This is a genomic window from Novosphingobium sp. (genome assembly GCF_049240505.1).
Lineage (GTDB): Bacteria > Pseudomonadota > Alphaproteobacteria > Sphingomonadales > Sphingomonadaceae > Novosphingobium.
This window is the reverse complement of record NZ_JBMLSM010000087.1, coordinates 1-24,418: the sequence shown is the minus strand read 5'-3', so window position 1 is coordinate 24,418 and position 24,418 is coordinate 1. Positions and strand designations below refer to the sequence as shown.

Here is a 24,418-nt window from a genome sequence, read left to right as displayed (position 1 = left end):
GTCAGTCGGTTTGGAATGGCTCAAGCTAATGCGGCTATTCGTAAGCCCGCATGGATTCGCGGGCAAGAATGGCCGTTACTGACCCTGTTATGGGATCGTCGAGCATCCGCCCATTCTCCGCCAGCGGGAGCCATGTGCGTTCGCCGATCGTCATCTGGTGATCGGGCGAATATTCGGCGCCAAAGGCCCAGTCGCGATTGCCAAGACGCCGGATGGCGAAGCCGTGTCTGCCATAGATCCGTTCGATTGCATTCCAGCCATACGACACGATATGGCCCCGCCTGATCGGGTCGATGTACCCCTTGTCTTCATTGTTCACATAGGGCGCGAGGCCAGTGTTGAAGATGAAAAACGAGTTTGGCAGCGCGCATTTCGCAAGGCCCGCCACGAAGCTGTCCAGCATGGCGGGGGTTAAATGCTCGATCACTTCGATGTAGACTCCGCAATCGAACTCGCGGTCGACTTCGGCGATGCCGGATTTGATGAAGCCGGGGTGTGTGCTGTGATAGTTGGGCGGAAACATCTCGACGCCAAACAGCTTGTTTCGGGATGCGGGCAAATAGAAGCTCAGGGAATCGAGCAGGTCGCCTGACCCACACCCCAGGTCCACAAAGGCGTCAACAGGGCGGCGGCAGAGCAGAATGGCTTCCGCCGCGCGCGCGACACTCCCTCCCCAGCATCGCTCCTTTGCCGAACGTATCTCGTTTTGCCAGTAGTCGTGGTCGTAATGTCGCAGGCTTTCCCCCATGTCGACCTTTGACATGAACTCGGCGGCAATTGCGATGGATCCACAGCTTGGGCATTCAGTGAAGGGAAAGCCGTCGACGTCATCCCATGGTTCGGCCGGAGCGGCACAAACAGCGCACTGATGATTGCTTTGGGCAACGTCTATGATGAACTTCTCGGCAAGCGCACTCATTCATCCCCCTCGCGGTGAGCCCGGCCCGCTATCTATGGCTCGTCGTATTCCCCCCAAATCGCGCAATTGCATGGCCCACGACCGAGTCGAGACCATCTTTCGAGAAGAACCCGCCCGGGATAAGGCATCGCTCGATCAAAGCACGCCTGAAAGCGGCGAAAATGGATGGATCTGGCGCGGTTGGCTGCTGCCAGAACGCATCCAGCCCGTCCTGACAGGTGATCCCTGCGATGTCGTAGATTGCCGTTCCCAGCACCACGGCGGGAATGCCCATCGACAGGCCGAGTGTCCCGCTCGTGCTGTTGATCGTGACCATGCCGAGCGAGGTCTGCGCCACCGGCACGATGTCGCCGCTCGGCAGGTAGTCCACCCGGTCGGCCACGCCGTAGCGCTCGGCCAGATCGCGAGAGACGAGTTCCCAGTCGCGCACGCCGTTATCCAGCGGGTGCTCCTTGATCACAAGCCGCGTGTCCTTTGGCGCGTGCGCGGCGAACGAGGCGATCACCACCTTGGTCGCCTCGGCAATGCCGGCGAACGGTGAGTGCAACCGGATCTGCGCATCCGAATCGAGCTGCAGCGGAAACAGGAAGTACCGCGCGCTGCTGTCTCGCAGTCGCTGCAGCAGCGCCGCCCCTTGCGCTTCGCGCTCCTTGCCGCGGCGCAGCTTGCGCAGCCAGCCCATGCCTTCCACCAAGGGGTGCCAAGGGCGATGATTGTTCCAGTTCTTGTAGTGCCAGCGCGTGAATACATCGGCGAAATTGTAGGCCAGCCCTTCGAGCGCACGGCGACGGAACGTCGAGGGTACGGGCGGGTGCTGTTCCACCGCCGGCAGTTTGGCCGCGGTTTCGAGGTACCACTGCGGATCGCGCGGTAGCGACGAATGCCCGTTGACGCCGTCACGCTCGAAGGTGACCCAATCGGGCCGGATATATCCTTCCTCGAAAACGTGGACGGGGATCTTGAGCTCGCGGCAGACGCGCGTGGCTATCATGTGGTGATCGCGGCAATCGCCAAACAACATGACGTCGGTGATCTGCTTGTCGGCGATGATCTGCGCCAACGCCTCCGGCCATTCTTCGAGGGTGCCGCGATAGTCTATGCCGTTGGGCAGGCGCCAGAACAGGCGGTCGCCGCCGTTGAAGTTGACTTTGTACACGCTGTGCCCGGCTTTCGACAGGCCCTGGCCTAGGCGGCGGAAGAGGGGGCCCATGAGGCCTTGGAGCAGCAGAACGCGGCGTTTGGAGCGGCTCGGGGGTGTCATTCCGGTGGCCTTACCGGGAAGCGGGGGGCGGGTCGATGGCGTGATGGAGAATTCCTACAGCATTTTGCATCCGCATGGGTGTGGACCGACCGGTGACAGCATGGATTGCGATTGGTATGCGGTGGCCTTTCCAACATCGGACACCGGCCTGGCAAGTGCTTGCGATAATTGCTTTATTGGCCGGATCGGTGATTCTCGATGCCCTTGCTCGTCCGCGTAGAGGCAAACGGATAGCGCCGCGCAGCGCGGCCGGAACTTGCCTGCTGTGGTTGCTGACCGCATTGCCGTTCGGGCTGTTTCTGGCGATCAGCGGCAATTTGGTGGCATCGGCAGGATTGGCGTTGGCGCTGGTCGGCCTGTTTACAATGATATCGAACGCCAAACGCGCGATGTTGGGCGAGGCGCTGGTCTTTTCCGACCTTGCGCTGCTGGGTGCAGTGTTCCGCCATCCGCAGTTCTACTTTTCGGCTTTGTCGCGGGTTCAGAAAGCACTGCTGGCGATGGCGGCGCCCATTGTTCCCCTGCTGCTGTGGGCCGTTTTCGTTGGCGAGTGGCATATGCACCTGACCGGCCTTGCGATCATGGTTGTCAGCGTACTCCTGTTGACGAGTGCGCCTGAGCTGCAACCGTGGGCAGGCATAGCGCGAGTGCCGGACAGCGAAGGTGACGTACAGCGGCACGGATTGATTGCGACCGTTTTCCTGTACTGGATGCGCTGGCGCAAAAGCGCTGATCCTGCCCCGCTGCTGCCCTTGCCGGGGAAGCCGCAGGACGATGAACTGGCGATCCTGATTCAGTGCGAATCCTTCGGTGATTCTGCAGTGTTGTTTGGTGATACTGCACCTTTACTACCGGCGCTTGCAGCCGCGCGGGTGGTGGCGTGGTCGCAGGGCAGGTTGAACGTGCATGGTTTTGGCGCCTATACCATGCGGACCGAATATGGGGTGCTGTTCGGACGGAGCGAGGAAGAACTGGGGTTTCGCCGGTTCGACCCGTTCCTGACTGCAAAAGGTGAAAGCAGCTTTGCCCTGCCCGCACGACTGAAGGAAGCCGGGTGGCGTTCGATCTTCGTCCATCCGCACGACATGCGGTTTTACAATCGGGCCGAAATCATGGCTGCTGGCGGCTTTGCAGAACTGGTGGGGGAAGACCGGTTCGCCCCGCCTTCGGAAGGCGAGGGCCGCTATGTGACCGACGCCGCGATGGCTGACGAAATCCTGAAGATCGCGAAACACGCGCAGGGCGCGACGTTGATCTATGCGGTGACCATCGAGAATCACGGGCCGTGGAAAGCCGTTACGGCTGGCAACGGTCTGGCGGGCGAATACTTGCGCCTGCTGGGCAACAGCGATGCCATGCTGGGCAGGCTGGCGGATGGGCTGGCCGCGCTACAGCGGCCTGCAACGCTGGTGTTTTTTGGCGATCACCGACCGAGTATACCCGGCGTTTGCGAGCCTGACGTTTCTGGCGCGGCTGGGGATCGGCATACACCGTTCGTGCTGTTGCGGTTTGGCCGTGACGGCAGGCCCATTGTTGGCGAAGAGGGCGACCTTGACCTGACGCCAGCCCAATTGCACCACCACATTCTCGATATTTTGCGCTCCAGCGCTTCAAGGTGCCATCGCGCGCAGCAAACGATCGCGGATGGCGCGGGGTAAGGCCCCCACGATCAGGCGAGCCAAAGCAAAAGGCCAAGGCAGGATAAGATGAGCCTTGCCTGCCCGCGCCGCCGTGAGAATGGCCTTCGCAGCATGTTCGGGCGAGATGATGAACGGTTTGGGACCGGGCACGCGCCGCGCTGCTGCGGTGTCGATAAAGCCGGGCGAGATCAGCGTTACGCCGATTGCATGAGGGCGCATTGCGATGCGCAAAGCATCGGCGAATCGTGCCAGTCCAGCTTTGGACGCAGCATAGCTGGCAGCGAAAGGCATGGAGGCAAAAGCAGCAGCCGAACCGACGAACACGATTCTTCCGCGCGGGCTGTTGGTGTGCGGGCGTGGCTGCCGCGCGGCCATGCGGCGTGCGAGTTCCGCACCCAATGCCGAAGGTGCCACGCAGTTTACGCGGTAAAGGCGCGATACGAGTTCGGGTTCATCGAACGCATCATTCGCCGGATGGATGTCACCAAGGCCGGACGCGAAGATTGCCGTATCGACCGACGTGTCATCGTCGCTGGCGACAAGCGCGACCAGAGCCGTATCAATGTCGAACAGATCGACAGACCGGGTTTCTACACAAATGGCGCCGACGCTTCGGCACAGGGAAGCGGTATGGGCAAGGCGGTTGTTATCGCGGCCCCATAAGGTGAGCTTCGTGGCGAACGGCACGCATTCGAGCGCGAGTGCGGTGCCAAGTTCCCCTGATGCGCCCAAGATCAAGATGTGTCCCAAAATCACATCCATTTTGGAATTTCTCCTCCGGGCAGTCTTTATTGCCAATAGTTTGCTGCAAAACCGGAATCAGATGGACCGGAACACTGGCGATCTTGTTGCATTGCGGTGCAGTGCGGTGAGTTCAGCAACTTTTAATGTTGCCGACAGCACAGCCCGGATTTGCGGCGAGCCGCCTTTAGCGGACTGTTTCTTTATTGACAGCCAAGGCGCAGTGATGTCCAGAAAGATCGCAATGGTTGAACCGACTTCGCACTCGCAGCAAATCCAGCTCTTTAACAATCGTTGGCTGGAACGGTGCACGGTGATCACTCCGGTGGGGTTCGCTGTGACATGGGCGGTGCTTATCCCCCTGCTGGTCTGGCTGGCATGGAGCAGTTCCAGTGTGACCGGAGCAGAGGCGTCGCTGCTGGGCCTTGGTGGCTTGTTGTTCTGGTTCGTGTTCGAATACGGGATGCATCGCTGGGTCTTCCATTGGAAGCCGGACCACCGGTTGCTGCAAAGTTTCGTGTTCATCATGCACGGCAATCACCACGCGGAACCGAATGATCCATTGCGCAATCTGATGCCGCCGGTTGCCAGCATTCCGATTACCGGTTCGGTGTGGCTGGTGTTCCTTGCGCTGTTCGGAGCGGCGGGAACCTGGGCGTTCGTGGGCTTTATCATTGGTTATGTCATTTACGACATGCTGCACTATGCCTGCCACCAGTGGCCGATGAAGAGCAAAGTCTGGCTGCCGTTCAAAAAGCATCACATGCGCCATCATTTTGGCGTGAACGAGGGGAACTACGCGATCTCGGGGCTGGTGCTGGACCGTATGCTGGGAACGCGGGTCGATTCGCTGAAAGCACCAGTCGCGCAGGGATGACTTAGCAGCGGTTGGCGTGTGCCTGCTGCGAAGCCGATGTTCAGTGCTGACACGGTACGACCGCCACCCTTGTTGTGTTTGTGCGGCGAATGTCAGCTTTCATACAACATCTGTTATTCCCAAATTCACTCCAAAACCGATATAAAACGCAGCTGCAGATTCGCGCGGGGGCGTGTTCATGATCAGCTTGCGTTGTCTGTTCGGCCATCATCGCCCGGACAGGAAAAGGGTTCGGCATGAGGCCTGGGGCTATTCCGGGCATTGTAAATCGTGCGGAACGGCCATGCACAAACCGATGGCGGGCAAGTGGCAAAGGGGCGCGCGGGCAGTTTCCTGAACCGGAAAGTGTCTGTCCTATGACTGTGCCAAGGCAGCGATTGCTTTGGCCGCGACCTGCATGTGATCTTCCCAATTGGGCGCGTGCCATGCGGGAAGGCGTGCCATTTGTGCCTGCCAATGCGGCCCTTTTTGCGTAAAATCGGTTATCAGAGCGCGCCAGCGTGGGCCGTCGAGCGGATCGGCATAGTCGGGCGCTGCCGCACCAACTTCGTGATGTGCGGCAATATTGCTGCAGATGACAGGGGTGCCCACGGACAGCGCTTCGGCAATCGGCATACCGAAGCCTTCGGTGAAGGACGGCATGAGCAATGCACGGGCTTGGCGCAAAAGCGTGCCGAGGCGCTGGTCAGAACAACCCGCGATTTCGACGACGGATTCTTTCAGCGTCGGGCAGCGATCGAGCATGTCGAGAACCTGTTCGTTCTCCCAACCGCGTCGGCCAATCACGACAAGAGCGGGGATTTCGGCAGTGGGCATGGTTTCGGCAAATTGCCGCCAGAGGTTCAGCAGCAAGAGGTGATTCTTGCGCGGCTCGATGGTGCCGAGACAGACGAAGAAGGGCCGATTCGGCAGCGGTTCGGCGGCGCTTGCGGGGGCAATGCTTTCTGTGCCGAGCAGGCCGACATGGACGGCAACGGTGCGGCCGTTCCGGTCCAGCCACGGTTGCAGCGATCTGCCTGTGGCGGCCGAATTGACGATCACGGCGTCGGCGCAAGCGACGACGGTTTCCATCCGTCGGTGATGCAGGTCTGCCCCGTTGGGGCGGGCATATTCGGGGTATTCGATCGGGATGAGATCGTGGACCATACACAGGAAGCGGGCATTCTCGTTCGCGAGAATCCTTTCGACCTGGGCGCGGTTGGTGAGGTGATGGGGCGATACCTGAACGTAGACTGGTCGGCTGGTAGCTTTGGGCGGACGTTGCGGTAGCAGGCGCACCATCCACGGTAGGATCGAAGGGATGGAGCGCTGGCCTACGCGCCCGTCTTCGCGCGACCAGCGGCGTTCGAGTTCATCGAGATAGGACAGTGCGACGGCACGATCGAGCCGTCCGTAGCGCCCTGCGGGATGGACCGCGGCAAAAGCAAGGTCTTCGCCATAGAGCCTGAGCAATCCGCGTGCGTAGGCCATTTCCACGCGATCCACACCCGAAGGGGTGGAGTGGCGGATGCGGGAGATCAGGCGCGAGATGTCGAGAATCACGGTCATCGGGCAAACGCTCTCAGCCGCGTCATCAACCGGCCCTGCCAGCGGCGCAAGGGGGCGACCCAGCCGAGGCGGTTGGTGGCCTGTGATGCCGCTATGCGCGCTACGAGCACTTCGGGCGGGCAGGGCAGGCCGGTGACGGGATCGAGATAGCGCGGATAGAGGATGAGCACGCCAGCCACGAGTTCATCGAGCGAAAGGCAGCGGCGGCGGCGCTCGGGCACCGCGCCAAGATCGCGGGTGAGGCCCCAGCCTGCGTAGAATGGCGTGCCGTGGCAGGTGACTTCTGCGCCGCGCATCAGCGCTTCGAAACCGGTGAGCGAGGTGAGGACGTGGACAGCATCGACCACATCAAGCAGCGGGGCCATGCCGCCGCCACGCATCACGGCATCGGCATAGCGCAGCGCTTCGGTATCGGGGACGGCGCCCTTGCGGTGCCCTGCATCGACATCGGGGTGGGGGCGGAACCAGATTTCGGCATCGGGTTCCAGCGCGCGGACGCGGCGCAGCAGTTCAAGGTTCGAGGTGAGGCCTCCGCCGCCTGCAAGGACGGACATATCGTCTTCCACTTGCGCAGGGACGAGCACGCGCTTGCGCTTTGGATCGCGGGGCGGGAGCGGGGCTGCGGTTTGCGCGGCATATTTGCTGATGCCCGCGATGACGATCATCTGGCGCAGGGCCTGGGCGCGATCGGTCAGCGCCGTGGTGAAGGCGGTTGTGGCGAGGATGTGTTCGAGGTCGCTGGGGGTGGCCGGATCGAAATGGATGCCGCGCGTATCGACCACGACCGATGCAGGCGGCACCAGATTGCTGCCAAGCCCGACCGAGCGAACGAAACCATCCTCCACACGGACGATGCCCGTTTCTTGCGCGTGCGCAGCAGCGAGGAGCGCAGGTGAGACGCGCGAAGGCCAGACTGCAAGCGCGCCATTTGCCTTGCGTGCGACGGCGAGTGCGCGCGCGGCTTTGCGGACAAAGCGCACATCGCGTTCAGGCACCCAGAGGAAGCGGCGAATCTCGTCGCGCTTCCACCATGCCATGCCGCTGGCGACGGCGATGGTGCGGTTGGCCTCGATCTCGCGCCGCCATTGGCCGAGCAGCGCGATCGTGGCGGTGAACGAGCTATCCGCGCCGGTGAAAGGATCGATGTAGCGAGCCGAGGCGAGCAGGCTGGTGAGGCGGGCGCGCAAGGCATGGAGGTCATCGCCCGGCTTGCCGTAGGGGCCGGGGGTCAGGACGGTGACGGGGAGGTCGAGAACTGCGGCGATGGCCACGCGCTCGTCCGTGCCAGCAGCGGTGAGGTGGCCTGAGCATTCGAGTGCGGACCAGGGGGCGGCTTCGCTCCAGAATTCGCCGCCGACGCGGGCGTGGCGCAACTGGTCCAGCGCATCGGCGGGAAGAGGCGTGGGCGCGTCTGCCGCTGCAGTTATTTGCGCGCGGTGCTGGGGAAAGGCGGGGGCGCGTAGAAACGGAGGCGGCGTCATGGGCGGTGGTCCCACAGGGGCGCGGCCAGAGTGCCGTCAGCCGCGCGCCGGATCACGCCGTAACTGCCGGTGCGCAATTTCAGGCTGGGTGGGTTGGCATTTGGCATGGCTTTGAGTGCGAAGCGCGCGGCACCGTTGCTGGTAACGAGGAGCGTGGGGGCGCTGGCGGGTTGGAGAGTTGTGAGCAGGGCGTGCCAGGCGGCGATGCGAGCGTCTGCATCGACGGTCCATTCTGCCGGGGGCACGCCGGTGGTGTCCCACGCATCGAGCGTGGCCTTACCTATGCGCGCGATCACTTCATCCTCGGTCCTGTTTTCGTCCGGGCCATGATCGATTTCGCGCAGGAAGTCGGCAGGCTCGATCTGCGGGGGCGAGGGCTGCATGGCGAGGATGGCGTCAACCGTCTGGCGCGTGCGCAGGAGAGGGGAGACGAGCGCGCGGGCAAAAATCAGGCCTTGGGCGCGGAACAGTTTTCCCAGCTCTTGTGCCTGGGCAATGCCAGCGGCGGTCAGCGGCAGATCGGTGCGCGCGCCAATGCGGCGGGGCGGTTCCCCGGCGTTGAACGTGTTGCCGTGGCGGACGATGACGAGCATGTTGTTCTGCTTCAGGCCGGGAAAGGATCGCCGAAGCGGGTAATGGCTTCTTCGGCGCGCGCAAGATCCTGCGGCGTGTCGATGCCTGACAGCAGGTGTTCAGGCACTTCGACTCCAATCGTCTGGATGCGCCAGCCGCTTTCGAGGAAGCGCAGTTGTTCTAGGCTTTCCAGCGCTTCGTAGTGACCGGGTGGCGCGGCGGCGAACCAGTCGAGCGCGGCAAGCGTATATCCGTAGAGACCCAGATGCTGCCACACTGGCGACATCGGTGAGACATCGCGTAAGGCCGCTTCACCACGCAGCGCGGGAATGATGGCCTTCGAGAACCACAGAGCGCGGCCGTCGGTTGCGCGAATGCAGGTAGTGCCGCTGAACGGGGCAGTGCGTTTGTGGTCACGCAGGCGATCCAGCCGATCCCAGCCGAGTTGGAACACCGGAGTGACGACATCGGCAGCAGAAGCGCGCAATTCCCGCAGCATATCCGCAATGATCGACGGCGGTATGAACGGCGCATCACCTTGGAGGTTGATCACGCGTGCTGGTGGAGTGGACAATTGCCGTGCTGCCGACTGCGCGCGGACCGTGCCGGAATCGAGATGTGTTGCTGTCAGTGCGCAATCAACGCCGAGGCTGGCCGCATGATCGGCGATGCGCGCATCGTCAGTTGCGACAATGACCGAGCAGTTGCCAGCTTCTGCAGCGGCGATCCGCGCATTGGCGACAACCCGTTCGAGTAGGGAGCGCCCGGCAAGGGCCATAAGCGGCTTTCCCGGCAACCTGCTGGAAGCGTAGCGGGCCGGGACAACAATCAGATCCTGGGAAACGTCCATTGCAGCAGTCTTGGCGGATGGTCCGCTATCAGACAATCCCCGCCCTTACGATGTCGTGCATATGCACCACACCGGCCAGCGTTTGACCGTCTACGACAAAGACCACCGAGACGGCGTTTTCGTTCATGATTCGTAAGGCATCGGTGCACAGCGTATCCGGCGTGACGACGATGGGGTTAGGCGACATGTGCTGTTCGATACGGTCCTGCAGGTCGTGAACCGCGATGCAGCGCCGCAGATCGCCATCGGTGAACACGCCGATCAGGCGTTCGTCTTCATCCACGACAGCCGTGGCACCATAGCGTTTGCGGCTCATCTCGATCGTGGCGAGACTGAGCGTGGCATCGCGTCCGACCTTGGGGATCGCGCCGTCGGTCCCCATGATGTGGCTGACGGCGAGAAGTTGTGCACCGAGCTTTCCGCCGGGATGAAACACCCGGAAATCCGAAGGGCTGAACCCGCGTGCCTCGATCAAGGCAACGGCGAGCATGTCTCCGAGCACGATCTGTAGCGTGGTGGACGTAGTGGGGGCAAGATCGTTCGGACAGGCTTCCCGGACGAGGGGCAGTGCAAGGCAGATATCGGCCGCTTGTGCAGCCGTGCTTTCGGGCCATGCGGTTGCCACGATCAGCGTCACGCCGAAGCGGTTGCAGTAGTGAAATATATCCTGCAACTCGCTGGTTTCACCCGACCAGGTGATTGCGAACACCACATCGTCTTCGGAAACAAGGCCGAGATCGCCGTGGCTGGCTTCACCGGGATGAAGAAAGAGTGCCTGCGTTCCGGTGGAGCGCAAGGTGGCTGCAATCTTGCGACCGACAAGGCCGCTTTTCCCCATGCCGCTGACGATGACGCGGCCCTTTGTGCGTGCCATCGCCAGAATCGCCCGGTCAAGCGCGTTGCGGAACGCAGGCTTTTCCAGTGCGGCTTGTAAAGCCTGCAAGCCCTGAATTTCGGTTTCAACCGTTTTGAGCGCAGAATGGGTGAAACCCGACGCAAAGAAATCAGCGTTCATCTTTACGTTCGTAGCGGCCATAAGACGGCGTATCCATTCGTTTTGATGTATGGGCGATTAATCGGAGAGCAAGGTTGCTGAATGCCTGCCGATTGCGTGATGCCCGAAACTAAGCCAATGGGAGCGCCCGAATTATCGTCAGGGCTTTAGTTCACTGGCCGGGCGAATACCAACCGTTTTGCACTGCAATAGGATCAAAAATGCTCCTGTTTGGACGAAAAATTGGTGGCGACACGCCGCTTTTCATCATTGCCGGTCCTTGCGTGATCGAGAGCGAGCATCACACGTTGTCAGTTGCCGAGCGATTGTCAAAGATAAGTCAAAGACTTGGGCTTACGCTGATTTTCAAGAGTTCGTTCGACAAGGCGAACCGTTCATCCGACAAATCGTTCCGGGGGCCGGGAATGGATGAAGGTCTTCGCATTCTGGAGAAGGTCCGCACTGAGACGGGCCTGCGCGTGTTGACCGATGTTCATGAACGCGAGCAGGTGCAAGCGGTGGCGCAGGCGGTTGACGTGCTTCAGACGCCTGCCTTCCTTGCGCGCCAGACCGATTTCATCGCTGCGGTGGCGGCATCGGGCAAGCCCGTGAACATCAAGAAAGCGCAGTTCATGGCGCCTGCCGATATGCGGCAAGTTGCCGCCAAGGCGCGCAATGCGGCAGTGGCAGCGGGCCATGATCCCGATGCTTTCATGCTGTGCGATCGTGGCACATCGTTCGGATACAACACGCTTGTTTCCGACATGCGGGGCCTTGCGATCATGGCCGAAACCGGCTGCCCGGTGATTTTCGATGCCACGCATTCGGTTCAGCAACCGGGCGGTCTGGGCGAGCGTTCTGGCGGACAGCGCGAATATGTGCCCTTGCTGGCGCGGGCGGCCGTAGCGGCAGGAGTCGCAGGCGTGTTCATGGAAACGCATCCCGATCCCGACAAGGCCATGTCCGACGGACCGAACGCGCTGCCGCTGGACCAGTTCGAGCCGCTGGTGGCACGGCTTCTGGCAATTGACGCTGTGGTGAAGCAGGCCTAGTTCGCAACCATGCGGGAGCAGATGGGATTGGCCGGGAGTTTGGCTTGGCGATGAATGCTGCCAGACGTGGTATTGCCAGAGTTGCGTTTGCTCCGATCTGGGCATTGCAACTGCTTACCGGGGCGAAGAGTTTTCTCGACAATCCGTTGATCGGTTCGCGGCGGCTCAATCAGCGCGGGCTGCATGTGGGGCGGGTGCGGCTGGCCGATGCCATGAACCGGTGGCGCAGGCGGCGATTGGCGCGGCGGGTGCGGGCGGATTGGCGCGAGGCGTTTGACCGCGATGGCTTTGTGGCGATTCGCGATATTGTGCCGCCTCAGGACTTTCCGGCTCTGCGTGAGGCGATTCTGCGCCATGAAGCGCCTGCACGCGAGATGCGGCAGGGCGATGCCATCACCCGGCGCATGGCGATTGATCCGGCAATGCTGGCGGCGATTCCGGCGCTGGGGCAATTGCTGGCGCGGCCCGATATCGTGGCCTTGCTGCACTATGTTGCGGGTTTTCGCACGACACCGCTGCATTATGTCCAGACCATCGTCAGCCATGTGGACGGCAACGAGCCGGACCCGCAGGAGACGATCCATGCAGACAGCTTTCATTCGTCGTTGAAGTCGTGGCTTTTCCTGAACGATGTGGCGGCGGACGAAGGTCCGTTCACCTATGTGCGCGGATCGCACCGCTTTACGCCCGAGCGGCTGGCGTGGGAACACCAGCGCAGCCTTGCCGACCCACAGGCGATCGATCGTCTTTCGGCACGCGGATCACCACGAGTCAGTGCTGACGACCTGAAGGCGATGAACCTGCCCGAACCCGAAGGGCTTGCGGTGCCCGCGAACACGCTGGTGGTGGCCGATACGGTGGGCTTCCATGCACGCGGCCTTGCCGTTCGGCCCGGCGAGCGGGTGGAAATCTGGTCCTATTCGCGGCGCAACCCGTTCCTGCCGTGGCTGGGCGGCGACCTGTTGAGCCTGCCCGGCATTGCCGAACGCCGCATCGGCTGGGTCTGGGCGCTGCGCGACCGGTTCGAGGCGCGGATCGGACAGCCGTGGAAGCCGGTGGGGAAGAGGCGGGCGGTTGGGCCGTTATCTTCGCGACAGGATTGAGCGAATGCGGTTGCCGCTCATTGCCAAAAATGCGTTGCAGTAGTGGTAGGCAAACAGGATAATCGTAGTGGTCAGCCCGGCAAGCCACATGGGCCATACCCAACATTCACGGAACAGCCACAAGAGTGCCCATGCAAATGGCAGGCCGATTATCGCGCCTCCCATGAATTGCAGGAATGATCGCGAACTTGCGGAGGTCTTGAAGCTGACGTTTGTGTGCCAGAGATAGCCCGTGCTGCTGCCACCCAGCAGGGACAGCATAACGCCTACGACCAGTGGATAATGCCGCATGTCACAAACGATCAGGACTGTGTTGCTCACTACGGCACACAGGACTGAACCGCTGCCATAGCGGGCCAAATGCAGGATCTGCGGCTCATATGTACCGAAAGCGGCACGGATCCGTGCTCCCAGTGCCACTTTAGAGCTCTCCCGCCAAGTTCAGTCGTAGACGTGGCAGGACGCGGTCGATGATGCGGGTATCGCGGACCAATTGTCTCAGTCGGGCCGGGCCGACGTTCCACAGCGCCCTGAGCAGTGCCGGAAAATCGGCGCGGTCGCGCGCTGACAGCGAAGCAAGCGTGCAATTGAGACGGGCTGACGCGCGTGCAAGCGGTTCCTGTCTTATGCGGCTGCCAGAAGAGAGAGCGGGGAGGTGCCTTGCCAGAACGATTTCATGCTGACGTGCGAACGCTTCGCCATCGTGTCGACCGGTCATCGTCAACGATGAGCCGTGGAGGCGGAAACTGGTGGTTACTTCGGGCCTAACATCCACATCGTCCTGAAACGCGAGCTTGAGATAGATGTCCCAATCCGCAGTATACCATAGCGTTTCATCCATTCCGCCGACTGCAAGCCATGCGTCCCTGCGGATCATGGGACTGGGAATGGCGATGGTATTCTGGACGATGAGTTTTTCGGCCAAGGCAGAACCTGCGCGAATTCCTTGATTAAAGGGCAGTTTCCACTGACCGATATCGTTGCCTCTGCCATCGACGAAGCGCGACGGCGCGATGGAAAGCGCAGCGGTTGGTGCGCGATCGAGCGATGATCGCAGAGCAGCCAGATGGCCGGGCAGCCACAGGTCGTCCTGATGCAACATGGCAACGTGTGTTCCACGCGCTGCTACTACGCCCCGGTTTGTTTTCGCAGTCCACGGTTTGCAATCGTGGGAAGCAAGATAGCGCAAGGGTAGAAGGCGCGAATAGCGTTCTGCGATCTGGTGGCAGGCTCCGTCATCGTCGCTGGAATCGTAGATCAGGAATTCGATGCCTTGGCCGTATTCGGATGCGGCGCATTCAGATGCTGCGGAGGCAAGTGCTGCCTCCAGAAAGTGTTCTCCGTTGTGAACGGGAACGATGACGGACAGCCAAGTCTTCATGCAGCGATGCTCAGCGGAAAAACCGCTTCCGGTTGTGAGGTGCTGTGTGCGGTGAGACGGGTTTCATGTCCACCGATGACTGCTATCAAGACGCCGCCCAGCGCGTTCTGGAACCCGATTACGCCTAAACCGATCGCTGCAAGCAAGGGAAGATTGGTGGGAAGGGCGGCGAATCCGTGGGCACCCCACCAGATACCCACCCCCATGAGAGACAAGGCCGAGAGCAACATCAGTCCAACGCCTGACAGCAAGGCCGTTTCCAACGTGAGAACGTTTTCCAGCTTCCGGATCAATGGTCGCATCCGGCGAAAGCCCGCTTTGACACCGTAGAGGTGTGTCGCCAGCGCCATCAGCGCGGCGAAGTGGCCGGTGGTGACCATAAAGGTGGAGAGGATCGTCCAACTCGTGCCGAAACGCGCTTCGCCTTGAAGAACGCCAAATGCGTGAAGTGCGGCAATCAGCAGGATCAGCGTGCCGACGCCCATGAGGGCAAGAGCGGGCACCCCGAACGCCCAAGTGGGGCTGAGCATGAACAGATAACGCAGGTGCCGCCAGCCGTCACGCCAAGGGCGCAGATGCGGGGCGCGGTCGCGCAGATCGCGGGAGAGGGTGGCGGGCACTTCGGCAGTGCGGAGGCCCTTGAGGCTGGCCTTGATCACCATTTCGCTGGCGAATTCCATGCCGGAACTGTCGAGGCCAAGCGTGCGATAGGCGTCGGCACGGATGGCGCGCAAACCGCAGTGGGCATCGCTGATGCCGGTGCGGAAGAACAGGTTGAGGATGCCGGTCAACACCGGATTGCCGATATAGCGGTTTTTCCACGGCATTGCGCCCGGCGCGATGCCGCCCTTGAAGCGCGACCCCATGCACAACTCAGCGCCATCAAGCAGGCGACCGATCATCGCCACACTGTCGGTAAAGTCGTAACTGCCGTCGCAATCGCCCATGACGAGGAACCGGCCATAGGCTTCATCGAAGCCGCCGATGATCGCTGCACCATAGCCTTTGCGCGACACGTTTACGACGCGGGCGCCAAGCGAGCGAGCCAGGCTCTGGCTGCCGTCAGTCGAGCCGTTGTCGGCAATCACGATCTCGCCGCTGAGGCCATAGCGCAGGGCAATCCGATCCAGCGCATCGCGGGCATTGGCAATGCAGTGGGGTAGCGATTGCGTTTCGTTCAGGCAGGGCATGACGATGGAGACGTCGGGTGTGGCCTCGCGGGTATCGAAGGCCGAGGCTCGGAGCATTTCCATTACGCATTCCCCACCGTTTGGATTGGGAAATTCGTAGGCAGGAATGGTTAACAAAAAGTGTGATGGGCTAGTCTGCCACGGTGATCCGGCATCCCGCGCGTTGCATGGAGCGGGCCAGAATTGCGCTGTTCTGCGCAGCAGACCGGCTGTCGGTTTCGCCAAAGTAATGTGCGATCGGGGCGAGGGTTTGTGCGCCGACGAATGCGACGCGCGGTTTTGACGCACACAGGCTGCGGACAAGATCCGGCCTGATCGCTTCGCGCACGAGGCGGATAGGGCGATTGCCGAGATTAGGAGCATTCAGCACCAGATCGCGGGCGAACGACACGTCGTGGTCACCGATCACGGCGTAGTCTGCATCGATCCGGTCGATCCGGTGGGATACGTCTGCCCAGGGGCGGTAGAAGGCTTGGGCCATCGACAGTTGCATGGGTGCAAGCACGCAGAGCGTTGCGGCCGTGGTGACTGTCATCAGGCCACGCCAGTGGTCTTTTTCCCGGTCGATGCTGTTCCACCCGTAGACCGCCAGAAGAATGGCGTTGCCGATCAGGCCATGCAGATAGCGATATCCGAACCCGTGGCCCTGATAGGGCAGGATGATCAGCATCACCATGAATGTCAGCAGGCAGCCTGCGCCGAGGGCAGCGGCGAGCCGATCCCGGCGCAGAACGGGGAGGCCCAGCACCAGCAGCGCAGGAAGGAGCAGGTGCTGCCACGCGAAGAAGCGCAGCAGGTTCGCTTCCATCAACGGTATCCCGATCATCCCGTTCTGCTTCACTGTTTCGGTAAGCCGGGTGACGTAATCGACACCGGCAGGGCGGACGGCATCTGGACCGGCCTGAAGCATCTGCCATGCCACGTTCGGCCAATAGAGCCAGAACAGGCCAGCCAGCGCATAGCCGACGGCATAGAACCCTGCGCGACCCCATGAGCGTTCCAGCACCAGCAGGAACAGGATAGGCGCGGCGAACATCGGGTGCATCAAGGGTTGATGAAGCCCGATCGCGACGAAACCGACCGCCAGCGCGGCAATATCACCGCGCAAACTGCGCCTGAGATAGGCCGATAGCCAGACGAGATTGAGCGCGAGATGCGCTGGCATGGCATAGGCGGTCATGCCGGTAATCAGGATCTGGCCCGAACCAAGGTAGAGCAGCAGGGCGACAGTGGCCGCCTCGGGCTTTTCCGGCCAAATCCTTCGGGCGATATTCCAGAGCGCCACCGCACCGAGCAGGGTCCACAAAGCCCCTGCCAGATAAGGGTTGCCCAGCAGGCCAAACCCGGCCCGCAGCAGCGCGTTCATCGGCAGGTAGCTGGATATCCAGCCAGCACGATGATCTGCGGGATACATGAAGATGGTGTTCAGGGCGTCTGCATGATCACGCCACAGCGTGGGCAGGCGCGCGAAAAGCTGGCCGGATGCAAAGACCGTCGCATCGAAGCTGGCCATCTGTTCATCGCGGCTGACATCGTGGCCCGAAAGGATGGCGTAGTGACCGACAAACGCTGCGACGGCCATCGCGACCGCCACGGCAATCAGGATAGAGCGTGAGGCGGGAAGCGGGGCCGGTCTGCGAAGCTTCCAGGCGCTTGCGATCAAAAGAATGATGGCGCTTGCGGTAATCAGCCAGCGATCCTGATGGAGCACGTAAAAGAGGGTAAGGCTTTTACTGCCAGTGGCGCCGCTGGCCATTATCCACGCGAGCGCTGCCAGAACAATTGTCGGGAAGGCCGCAGCTTTCATGGCTGAAAACGACTGCACCGCGCCCATATCATCTGTCTTGGTCAAGTCTGCGCCCCCGCTGTCGTTCAGGCCGTAAACGCAATGGTTGGCCAAGGTCAATCTGGCAGCGGTCGGCAGTGTCACCCTTTTTGTTATGATATCTTGTCACCTTTAAGGATTGCCGTTATCAGCCCCGGCAAGCCCGCAGCGCTGTCGCGCGCGGCATGGTGGTTTCCGAAAGGACAGGATTTCATGCGTTTGTTCGCTTTGCTCGCCGGATCGGCCGTTGGTGTCATGGCTCTGGCGCCCCTGACGTTTGCTGCAGAAGCTGATGAGGCGTCCGAGGCGCAAGGTGCTGTGAAGGCGGGGGATGGGCATAGTTTGCCATCGCCTGAAATCGTCGTTTCCGCGCCCTATCAGCGCGACCGGCAGGTGGTGGCGACCGCTGTTACCGTGTTGCAGGGCGATGATCTTCAGCTTGAGCAGCGCTCCACCATTGGCGAGACTTTGGCCCGGCAGCCGGGGGTTTCGGCCACGTTCTTCGGTCCCAATGCCTCGCGCCCGATCCTGCGCGGGCTGGATGCCGAACGGGTGCGCGTGCTGACCGACGGGATCGGCAGCTTCGACGTTTCGAACACCTCGGTCGATCATGCGGTGGCGGTGAACCCGCTGCTGGCGGACAGGATCGAGATTCTGCGCGGGCCGGCAGCCTTGCTTTACGGTTCTGGCGCGATTGGTGGCGTGGTGAACATGCGCGATCTGCGCATTCCGTTGGAAGTGCCGGAAGCCGGGCCGCACGTCGATGCCGTGGCAGGGCTGGCATCGGCGGCGGAAGAGCGCAGTGTTGCGGCATCGGTCAACGCGCCGCTGGGTGGCGGGTTCGTGGCGCATCTGGATGGCAGCTTCTTCGAATCGGGCGACTATCGCACCGGAGGCTTAGTGTTCAGCGACCATCTGCGCGAGGAAGCGGCGGAAGAAGGCGGTGAAGTGGCCGAGGAGGCGCAGGCGCGCGGGCGGCTGGAGAACACGGCGGCGCGGCGCTGGGATGTGGCAGGCGGTCTGGGCTGGATCGGTCAGAACGGGGCGAATTTCGGGTTTGCGGTCAGCCATCTGGAAAACCGCTATGGCATTCCGAACAGCCTTGATGTGGGGCATGACCACGATCACGAAGAGGAAGAGGCGACTGCGCTGGCCGAGGGTGATCATGACCACGAAGACGGTCACGGGCACGAAGACGGGCATGGGCATGAGGACATCACGCTGAACATGCGCCAGACGCGCGTCGATGTGCGCGGGGCGGTGCCGCTGGGCGGCGCGTTCAAGGAACTGAAGCTGCGCGGCGGCTGGGCCAGTTATCGGCACGACGAAATCGAATCGACGGGCGAGATCGGCACGAGCTTTTTCAACAAGAGCTGGGAAGCGCGCGCCGAACTGGTGCAGGCGGCGCAGGGTGGTTGGCAGGGCGCAAGCGGCGTTCAGTATTTCAGCCGCAATTTCAACGCGGTGGGCGAAGAGGCCTATATCCCCGCCAACGAGACGCGGCAGTTCGGCCTGTTCACGCTGCAGGAGTTCGATCTGGGCGTGGCGCGGCTGGAAGCGGGCGCGCGCTATGAACACACCAATGTGAAATCCGACGTGATCGGGCGGGAGCGGACGTTCGATTCGCTGTCGGTATCGCTGGGCGGTTCGGTGGATCTGGGCGGCGGCTTCCGGCTGGCGTTGAGCGGCGCGCGCAGCGAACGCGCGCCTGCGGCAGAGGAAATGTTTGCCAACGGTGCCCACGCCGCAACGCGCGCGGTGGAGATCGGCAATCCCGATTTCCGCAAGGAACGCCAGCTTGGCGCAGAAGCGGTGCTGCGCGGGCGCGGCGCGGGCTGGCGGGTGGAGCTTTCGGGCTACATCAACCGGTTCGACAATTACATCTTCCTCAGCCCGACAGGTGCAGAGGCGGATGAACTGCCGGTGTTCCAGTACAATCAGGCCGATGCGCGGTTCTATGGCTTCGAGGCCGAAGGCGCGGTGACGCTGGCGCAATTGGGCGACACGCGCGTGGAACTGACCGGACTGGTGGATTATACCCGCGCCGACGTGCTGGGTGCAGGGGGCGGGCCGGTTCCGCGCATTCCGCCATTGCGCTTTCTGGGCGGCGTGGAGGCCAGCGGCGGCGTGATCGGCGGGCGCGTGGAAGTGGAGCACGCCACCGCGCAGCGCCGCATCACCACGTTCGAGACGGAAACGCCCGCCTGGACGATGGTCAATGCCAGCGTTTCATGGAAGCCGTTCGGCATGCATTCGCAGACCACGCTGATGCTGCAGGCCAACAATATCTTCGACGTGGAAGCGCGGCGGCACACCAGTTTTCTGAAGGATGTGGCCCCGCTGTTCGGGCGCGATTTCCGGCTGAGCGTGCGTTTCGGGTTCTGACGCCATCAGTTCACCGTCCATAAAGCTGGCCGCGCGCAGATTTTGGGCGAGGTCAGGGACGGTGAGGTGATCTTATGGCGAAGATGGTCTGGGCCGCGCTGCTGGGCGTGGCGGTGCTTTCTGCGGGCGTGGCTGATGCGCAATCTGGCGGGCGGCTGCGCGAACGGATAGCCAAGCGCATGGAGCAGCGCGCGCAGGGCGAGGGGCAGCAGCGACGCGCGCCGGGGGCGCAGACGCTGAGCTATGGCAGCGATCCGGCGCAAGTGCTGGACCTGTGGGTGCCGGCCACCATCGACATCGCTCCAAAACCGAAAGTCCCGCTGGTGCTCTATGTCCACGGCGGCGGGTGGAAGCGCGGGTCGAAGGACACCGCGATGGGCAATGCTCTGCCGGGGCATCTGGTGGGCCAGGGCTATGCCTTCGCCTCGATCAACTACCGGCTGGTGCCGGAAGCCACGGTCGAGCAGCAGGCCAGCGATGTGGCGCAGGCGCTGGCCTTCGTGCTGGCGCGGGCTGACACGCTGGGGATCGACCGCAGCCGCGTGGTCATCACCGGCCACAGCGCGGGCGCGCATCTGGTGGCGCTGGTGGGCACTGACGAGCAATACCTGCGCAAGGCGGGGCTATCGTTTGCCGATATCGATGGCGTGATGCCCAATGACGGCGCGGCCTATGACGTGCCCAAGCAGATGGCGCAATCGGGGCGGTTCATGATGGACACCTACAAACAGGCCTTCGGCACCGATCCGGCGCGGCAGAAGGCGCTTTCGCCCACGCTCCACGCCGCCGCGCCAAATGCGCCGCGCTTTTTGTTGCTGCATGTGCAGCGCGAGGATGGCGTGGCGCAGGCGAACGAGCTGGCGGCGGCGCTGAAGCGCGGCGGATCGAGCGTGGAAGTGGGCAGCTTTCCGGGCAAGGGCCTGCAGGGCCATGCCGAGATCAACCGCAAGCTGGGCGAGCCGGACTATGCTGCGACGCCGGTTATGGATGCTTGGTTGAAGGGGGTGTTTGGGGGATAGGTTTGGGTGGATCGAGATGAATGCTTTCGACCTGCGGGCGATGGGTGTTTGGGCTGGATTTAGGTGGATTTAGGAACGGCAGCTTTCAGTTCTAAATAGATAAGATTGGGCCATCATCTGGCTATGTCTCAATTCCTTATCGTGCACTTGCTGATCAAGCTCTTCCCAAAGCCAAGTTTGAAAGGCACCCTATTGCGATGGCCAAGTTGAAATCTGAACGACACCACTGGTGGCCGGAATGTGTGTCGCAGTATTGGGCTGACGGTGAGGGGGGAGTGCACTGGCTTTTGCCGAGCGGCAAAGTTCGCCGCTCCGTCCCGAAAAATTTCGGCGTCATCGGAAATGGCCATGCGATAAAGTTGGGTGACGAGCCCACGGTAGGAAGTGTTTGGGACACGAGCTTTGAAGCCGAATTCCAGAATGCTGACAACAACTTCCCTATGATCATTGATTGGCTCAATTCTCTAGATCGATGCAGTCCACCGTTTGAACGGTCGGTCGGCTCGCGTATTGTCCCCGTCCCCGTTGAGGATCAGCAATTTGCAACAATGATCGAATGCCTTATTTCGCTAGCAGCGCGCAGCCCTAAGCATCGTGAGCAGGGTGTCGCCTTGGCTGAAGAACACCGCGGACCGCTCCCGGAGCGGGAGCGAAATGCGCTAATCGGAGCCAATATCCAACGCACGCTACGAAATGCTGTGAGGAATCTTGGTGGTCGCGGCAAAGCGATGGTGATTTTCTCGCCGGAGCGAGAATTCATCTTTGGCGACGGTTTTTTTCACAATCTCACGGTGCAGGGTGATCACTGGCACCATCCCAAGATGCTTGTGCCACTTACGCCTTGGATGAGTGTGCTGTTTACTCGACCTAGAGGCTATACTGTCGAGCCCCGGCTTGTGACCTTCGTCGCAAACAAGGCGGAAGCTGACGAACTCAATTATGCGGTCCAAGTCTATGCCCGCGAAATGCTGTTTTATCGTTCCGAGTGTCCACAGGTAGATGAAGCATTCACATGTGGGGTGCACAAAATTTTTGCCGATGATCGCAATGCAGTGGACACGCTCGTTTATGAGATTCCCGGAGTTCCGCCGCGTGATCCAAACATGGATGAGATTATTGACTTCCTTGAACGGTACGCCAAACGGTGAACCATACTGATTTGCTCGCGAACTGCGTCCGATTTAACTCACAAACACATTAGCAGCTATGGAAGTTTGGCCAACTCAGGCCCGCTAGCCCCCAACACATGCGTGCAGCCCAGCGCCTCCGCGCTGTCCGCATCACTGAGCGCCGCAACCGTGCGCCAGCCTATCGAACGCAGCCGTGCTGCCTCCTCGCGGTTGTGGCCCAGCGGGAGGAACACGCGGTCTTCTGGCGTCTCGCTCGCCGAGAGAAGGTCGATCAGGGCGTCGGGGTAGAGCGAGAAGCCGGTGGCGGCTTCGCCTTCTCCGGCACCGGCGATGCGATAGGTGCCGCCGCGGCCTACGGGGCCGCGCACGCCTTCGGCATAGAGGGTGAAGCCGAACCAGGTCTGGTATTCGAAGCCGTGGCGTTCGCTGGGGTCGAGCGTCAGGCGGGCGGTGCCATTGAGGCTGGCGGCGATTTCGCGCAAGGCGGTGATGCGGCTGGCCAAGGCTCCACCAGCATCGATGGCGAAGAGCTTTTCGATGGCGCTTTCAAATTCGCCGGTGGCGTAGAGCAGGGGCACGTAAGCCTCGCCGCCCACATCGCGCAGGCCCCCTGCGTCCTTGGTATCGAGTTCGCGGCGGACTGCTTCGATCTGGGCGGGGTCTAGCGGGAAGGCCTTGGCGGCCAGCGTATCGACCAGATCGGGCAGGGTGAAATCGACGCTGACGCCGCGTGCGCCTGCGGCCTGCAGGGCCTCTACTGCGAGCGACACGCTTTCGGTTGCCGCCGCAAGGTTGTCTGCACCGATCAGTTCGGCACCGCACTGCAGCTTTTCACGCGCGGGGTTCAGCCCGTCGCTCTTGATGGTGAGGACTTGCCCTGCATACATCAGGCGCAAGGGGCGCGCGGCTTCGGCAAGGCGCGTCTGCGCGATGCGGCCGATCTGCGGGGTGTGATCTGATCGCAGGCCCATCATCCGCAAGCTGGACGGATCGGTGAAGCGGAACATGCGGCGTGACTGGATGCCCGCCATGCGCGCGGCGAGGCTCTTTTCGAACTCGATCATCGGCGGCAGCACGCGATCATAGCCGTGGCCGTGCATCACATCCTGAAGGCTGCGCATCACGCGCGTGGTGGTCGCTGCCTCGGCAGGCAGGCGGTCTTCGAGGCCTTCGGGCAGGAGGCTGGAATCGACGTCGGTCATGGGTGGGCGCTTAGCTGCACGGATGGGAAATGTCGAACCCCTGTGGCACCTCGCCACTTTTGAACCTCGTCATTGCGAGGAGGCGAAGCTGACGAAGCAATCCAGAGCGCTACCGCAAACCGCTCTGGATTGCTTCGCTACGCTCGCAATGACGAAGGGAGATATGAAAAGGGCGGGCGCATTGCTGCACCCGCCCTTCGTTTTGCGCTTGGGCTGCGGATCAGGCGAACTTGAGCGCCTTGACCACGCGGACACCCTGAATTTCGCAGGCCTGCTTGAGCACGTCCTGCGGAACCGGGTTGTCGAGCGAGAGCAGCAGCACGGCTTCGCCACCGGCTTCGCGGCGGCCAAGGTGGAACGTGCCGATGTTGATGCTGTTTTCGCCCAGAAGCGTACCGATGCGGCCGATGAAGCCGGGCGCGTCGGAGTTGACGATGTAGAGCATGTCGCCATCAAGGTCGGCTTCGATGCCGATGCCGAAGATTTCGACCAGACGCGGCTGGCCGTTGCCGAACAGCGTGCCCGCAACCGAGCGTTCGCCCTGCGAGGTGCTGACCGTGACGCGCACCAGCGTGCGATATTCGCCTTCGCGATCATGGCGTACTTCGCGCACGTCAAGCCCGCGCTCCTTGGCGAGGAACGGCGCGTTGACCATGTTCACGGTCTGCGAATACTGCTTCATCAGGCCAGCGAGGACGGCGGCGGTGATCGGCTTCTGGTTGAGCTGTGCTGCGGCACCTTCAACTTCGATGGCGATCTTGGTCAGATTGTCGTGCGCGAGCTGGCCGACGAGGCTGCCCAGCTTTTCCGCCAGCGCCATGTAGGGCTTCAGCTTCGGCGCTTCTTCGGCCGAAAGCGAAGGCATGTTGAGCGCGTTGGTGACGCCGCCGGTGACGAGGTAGTCGGCCATCTGTTCGGCCACCTGCAGCGCGACATTGACCTGTGCTTCGTTGGTCGACGCGCCGAGGTGCGGGGTGCAGATGAAGTTCGGCGTGCCGAACAGCGGCGATGCCTTGGCGGGCTCGGTTTCGAACACGTCGAGCGCGGCGCCTGCCACCTGGCCCGAATCCAGCGCATCCTTGAGCGCGGCTTCATCGATCAGACCACCACGCGCGCAGTTGACGATGCGCACGCCCTTCTTGGTCTTGGCAATGTTTTCGCGGCTGAGGATGTTGCGGGTCTGATCGGTCAGCGGGGTGTGCAACGTGATGAAGTCCGCCTTGGCCAGCAGCGTATCGAGATCGGCC

Annotated in this window: 21 protein-coding genes; 7 read left to right on the top strand and 14 right to left on the bottom strand. The window is 61.9% G+C overall.

Going from position 1 to position 24,418, the window contains the following annotated elements; all coding sequences use genetic code 11:
- Nucleotides 1-34 precede the first annotated feature (34 nt).
- A complete protein-coding gene (locus tag ACOVQ0_RS06930; protein ID WP_421881986.1) occupies nucleotides 35-919 on the bottom strand; it encodes a hypothetical protein in 885 nt (294 codons plus the stop codon).
- 28 nt (nucleotides 920-947) lie between these two features.
- Entirely contained in the window at nucleotides 948-2,180 is a 1,233-nt protein-coding gene (locus ACOVQ0_RS06925) for a capsule biosynthesis protein (RefSeq protein ID WP_421881983.1), read from the bottom strand.
- Nucleotides 2,181-2,368: 188 nt separating this feature from the next.
- Between ACOVQ0_RS06925 and ACOVQ0_RS06920 the strand changes: the two genes are divergently transcribed.
- A complete protein-coding gene (locus tag ACOVQ0_RS06920; RefSeq protein ID WP_421881980.1) occupies nucleotides 2,369-3,838 on the top strand; it encodes an LTA synthase family protein in 1,470 nt (489 codons plus the stop codon).
- Here the strand turns inward: ACOVQ0_RS06920 and ACOVQ0_RS06915 are convergent.
- Nucleotides 3,791-4,507 (bottom strand): SDR family NAD(P)-dependent oxidoreductase, encoded by a 717-nt coding sequence (locus ACOVQ0_RS06915; RefSeq protein WP_421881977.1) that lies wholly within the window; start codon nucleotides 4,505-4,507, stop codon nucleotides 3,791-3,793. The genes ACOVQ0_RS06920 and ACOVQ0_RS06915 overlap by 48 nt on opposite strands.
- Here ACOVQ0_RS06915 and ACOVQ0_RS06910 point away from each other — a divergent pair.
- Complete coding sequence (locus ACOVQ0_RS06910) at nucleotides 4,494-5,438, top strand: sterol desaturase family protein (RefSeq protein WP_421881973.1); 945 nt, start codon at nucleotides 4,494-4,496, stop codon at nucleotides 5,436-5,438. The genes ACOVQ0_RS06915 and ACOVQ0_RS06910 overlap by 14 nt on opposite strands.
- Nucleotides 5,439-5,792: 354 nt before the next feature.
- Here the strand turns inward: ACOVQ0_RS06910 and ACOVQ0_RS06905 are convergent, their stop codons facing one another.
- From ACOVQ0_RS06905 to ACOVQ0_RS06885, 5 genes are read right to left on the bottom strand one after another with little or no spacing between them, the layout of a single operon-like run.
- Nucleotides 5,793-6,986, bottom strand: a complete 1,194-nt coding sequence (locus ACOVQ0_RS06905; protein ID WP_421881970.1) for a glycosyltransferase family 4 protein — start codon at nucleotides 6,984-6,986, stop codon at nucleotides 5,793-5,795.
- Nucleotides 6,983-8,467 (bottom strand): beta-3-deoxy-D-manno-oct-2-ulosonic acid transferase, encoded by a 1,485-nt coding sequence (locus ACOVQ0_RS06900; protein WP_421881967.1) that lies wholly within the window; start codon nucleotides 8,465-8,467, stop codon nucleotides 6,983-6,985. Before ACOVQ0_RS06900 ends, ACOVQ0_RS06905 begins: the two co-directional genes overlap by 4 nt.
- Nucleotides 8,464-9,060, bottom strand: a complete 597-nt coding sequence (locus ACOVQ0_RS06895) for a histidine phosphatase family protein (RefSeq protein WP_421881964.1) — start codon at nucleotides 9,058-9,060, stop codon at nucleotides 8,464-8,466. The genes ACOVQ0_RS06900 and ACOVQ0_RS06895 overlap by 4 nt, the downstream gene beginning before the upstream one ends.
- An 11-nt stretch (nucleotides 9,061-9,071) precedes the next feature.
- Entirely contained in the window at nucleotides 9,072-9,890 is an 819-nt protein-coding gene (locus tag ACOVQ0_RS06890) for a 3-deoxy-manno-octulosonate cytidylyltransferase family protein (RefSeq protein ID WP_421881961.1), read from the bottom strand.
- A gap of 28 nt (nucleotides 9,891-9,918) precedes the next feature.
- Complete coding sequence (locus tag ACOVQ0_RS06885) at nucleotides 9,919-10,926, bottom strand: KpsF/GutQ family sugar-phosphate isomerase (protein WP_421881958.1); 1,008 nt, start codon at nucleotides 10,924-10,926, stop codon at nucleotides 9,919-9,921.
- Between the two features lie 179 nt (nucleotides 10,927-11,105).
- On the opposite strand from ACOVQ0_RS06885, the gene kdsA reads away from it, so the two are divergent.
- On the top strand, nucleotides 11,106-11,936 hold the full coding sequence (gene kdsA / locus ACOVQ0_RS06880; protein ID WP_421881955.1) for a 3-deoxy-8-phosphooctulonate synthase: 831 nt from the start codon (nucleotides 11,106-11,108) through the stop codon (nucleotides 11,934-11,936).
- Between the two features lie 50 nt (nucleotides 11,937-11,986).
- Nucleotides 11,987-13,039, top strand: coding sequence for a phytanoyl-CoA dioxygenase family protein (locus tag ACOVQ0_RS06875; RefSeq protein WP_421881952.1), 1,053 nt, complete (start codon nucleotides 11,987-11,989; stop codon nucleotides 13,037-13,039).
- On the opposite strand, the gene ACOVQ0_RS06870 is transcribed toward ACOVQ0_RS06875, so the two are convergent.
- The 4 genes from ACOVQ0_RS06870 to ACOVQ0_RS06855 form a co-directional block, all read right to left on the bottom strand.
- Nucleotides 13,019-13,459: a GtrA family protein gene (locus ACOVQ0_RS06870; RefSeq protein ID WP_421881950.1), complete on the bottom strand. Its 441-nt coding sequence runs from the start codon at nucleotides 13,457-13,459 to the stop codon at nucleotides 13,019-13,021. The genes ACOVQ0_RS06875 and ACOVQ0_RS06870 overlap by 21 nt on opposite strands.
- A 1-nt stretch (nucleotide 13,460) precedes the next feature.
- Nucleotides 13,461-14,420, bottom strand: coding sequence for a glycosyltransferase (locus ACOVQ0_RS06865; RefSeq protein WP_421881948.1), 960 nt, complete (start codon nucleotides 14,418-14,420; stop codon nucleotides 13,461-13,463).
- Nucleotides 14,417-15,667 carry a glycosyltransferase family 2 protein gene (locus ACOVQ0_RS06860; RefSeq protein WP_421881946.1) on the bottom strand — a complete coding sequence of 417 codons (1,251 nt, stop codon included), beginning with the start codon at nucleotides 15,665-15,667 and terminating at the stop codon, nucleotides 14,417-14,419. Before ACOVQ0_RS06860 ends, ACOVQ0_RS06865 begins: the two co-directional genes overlap by 4 nt.
- A 73-nt stretch (nucleotides 15,668-15,740) precedes the next feature.
- A complete protein-coding gene (locus ACOVQ0_RS06855) occupies nucleotides 15,741-17,462 on the bottom strand; it encodes a hypothetical protein (protein WP_421881943.1) in 1,722 nt (573 codons plus the stop codon).
- A 186-nt stretch (nucleotides 17,463-17,648) separates the two neighbouring features.
- On the opposite strand from ACOVQ0_RS06855, the gene ACOVQ0_RS06850 reads away from it, so the two are divergent.
- The 3 genes from ACOVQ0_RS06850 (at nucleotide 17,649) to ACOVQ0_RS06840 (ending at nucleotide 21,987) form a co-directional block, all read left to right on the top strand.
- Nucleotides 17,649-19,820, top strand: a complete 2,172-nt coding sequence (locus ACOVQ0_RS06850; protein WP_421881939.1) for a TonB-dependent receptor — start codon at nucleotides 17,649-17,651, stop codon at nucleotides 19,818-19,820.
- 74 nt (nucleotides 19,821-19,894) lie between these two features.
- Nucleotides 19,895-20,839: an alpha/beta hydrolase gene (locus tag ACOVQ0_RS06845; protein WP_421881936.1), complete on the top strand. Its 945-nt coding sequence runs from the start codon at nucleotides 19,895-19,897 to the stop codon at nucleotides 20,837-20,839.
- A gap of 197 nt (nucleotides 20,840-21,036) precedes the next feature.
- Nucleotides 21,037-21,987 (top strand): hypothetical protein, encoded by a 951-nt coding sequence (locus ACOVQ0_RS06840; protein WP_421881934.1) that lies wholly within the window; start codon nucleotides 21,037-21,039, stop codon nucleotides 21,985-21,987.
- A 56-nt stretch (nucleotides 21,988-22,043) separates the two neighbouring features.
- Here ACOVQ0_RS06840 and ACOVQ0_RS06835 read toward each other — a convergent pair whose 3' ends face one another.
- Entirely contained in the window at nucleotides 22,044-23,171 is a 1,128-nt protein-coding gene (locus ACOVQ0_RS06835; RefSeq protein ID WP_421881931.1) for an ATP phosphoribosyltransferase regulatory subunit, read from the bottom strand.
- Nucleotides 23,172-23,391: 220 nt separating this feature from the next.
- The coding region (locus tag ACOVQ0_RS06830; RefSeq protein WP_421881928.1) for an NAD(P)-dependent oxidoreductase at nucleotides 23,392-24,418 on the bottom strand (1,027 nt) is incomplete at its 5' end.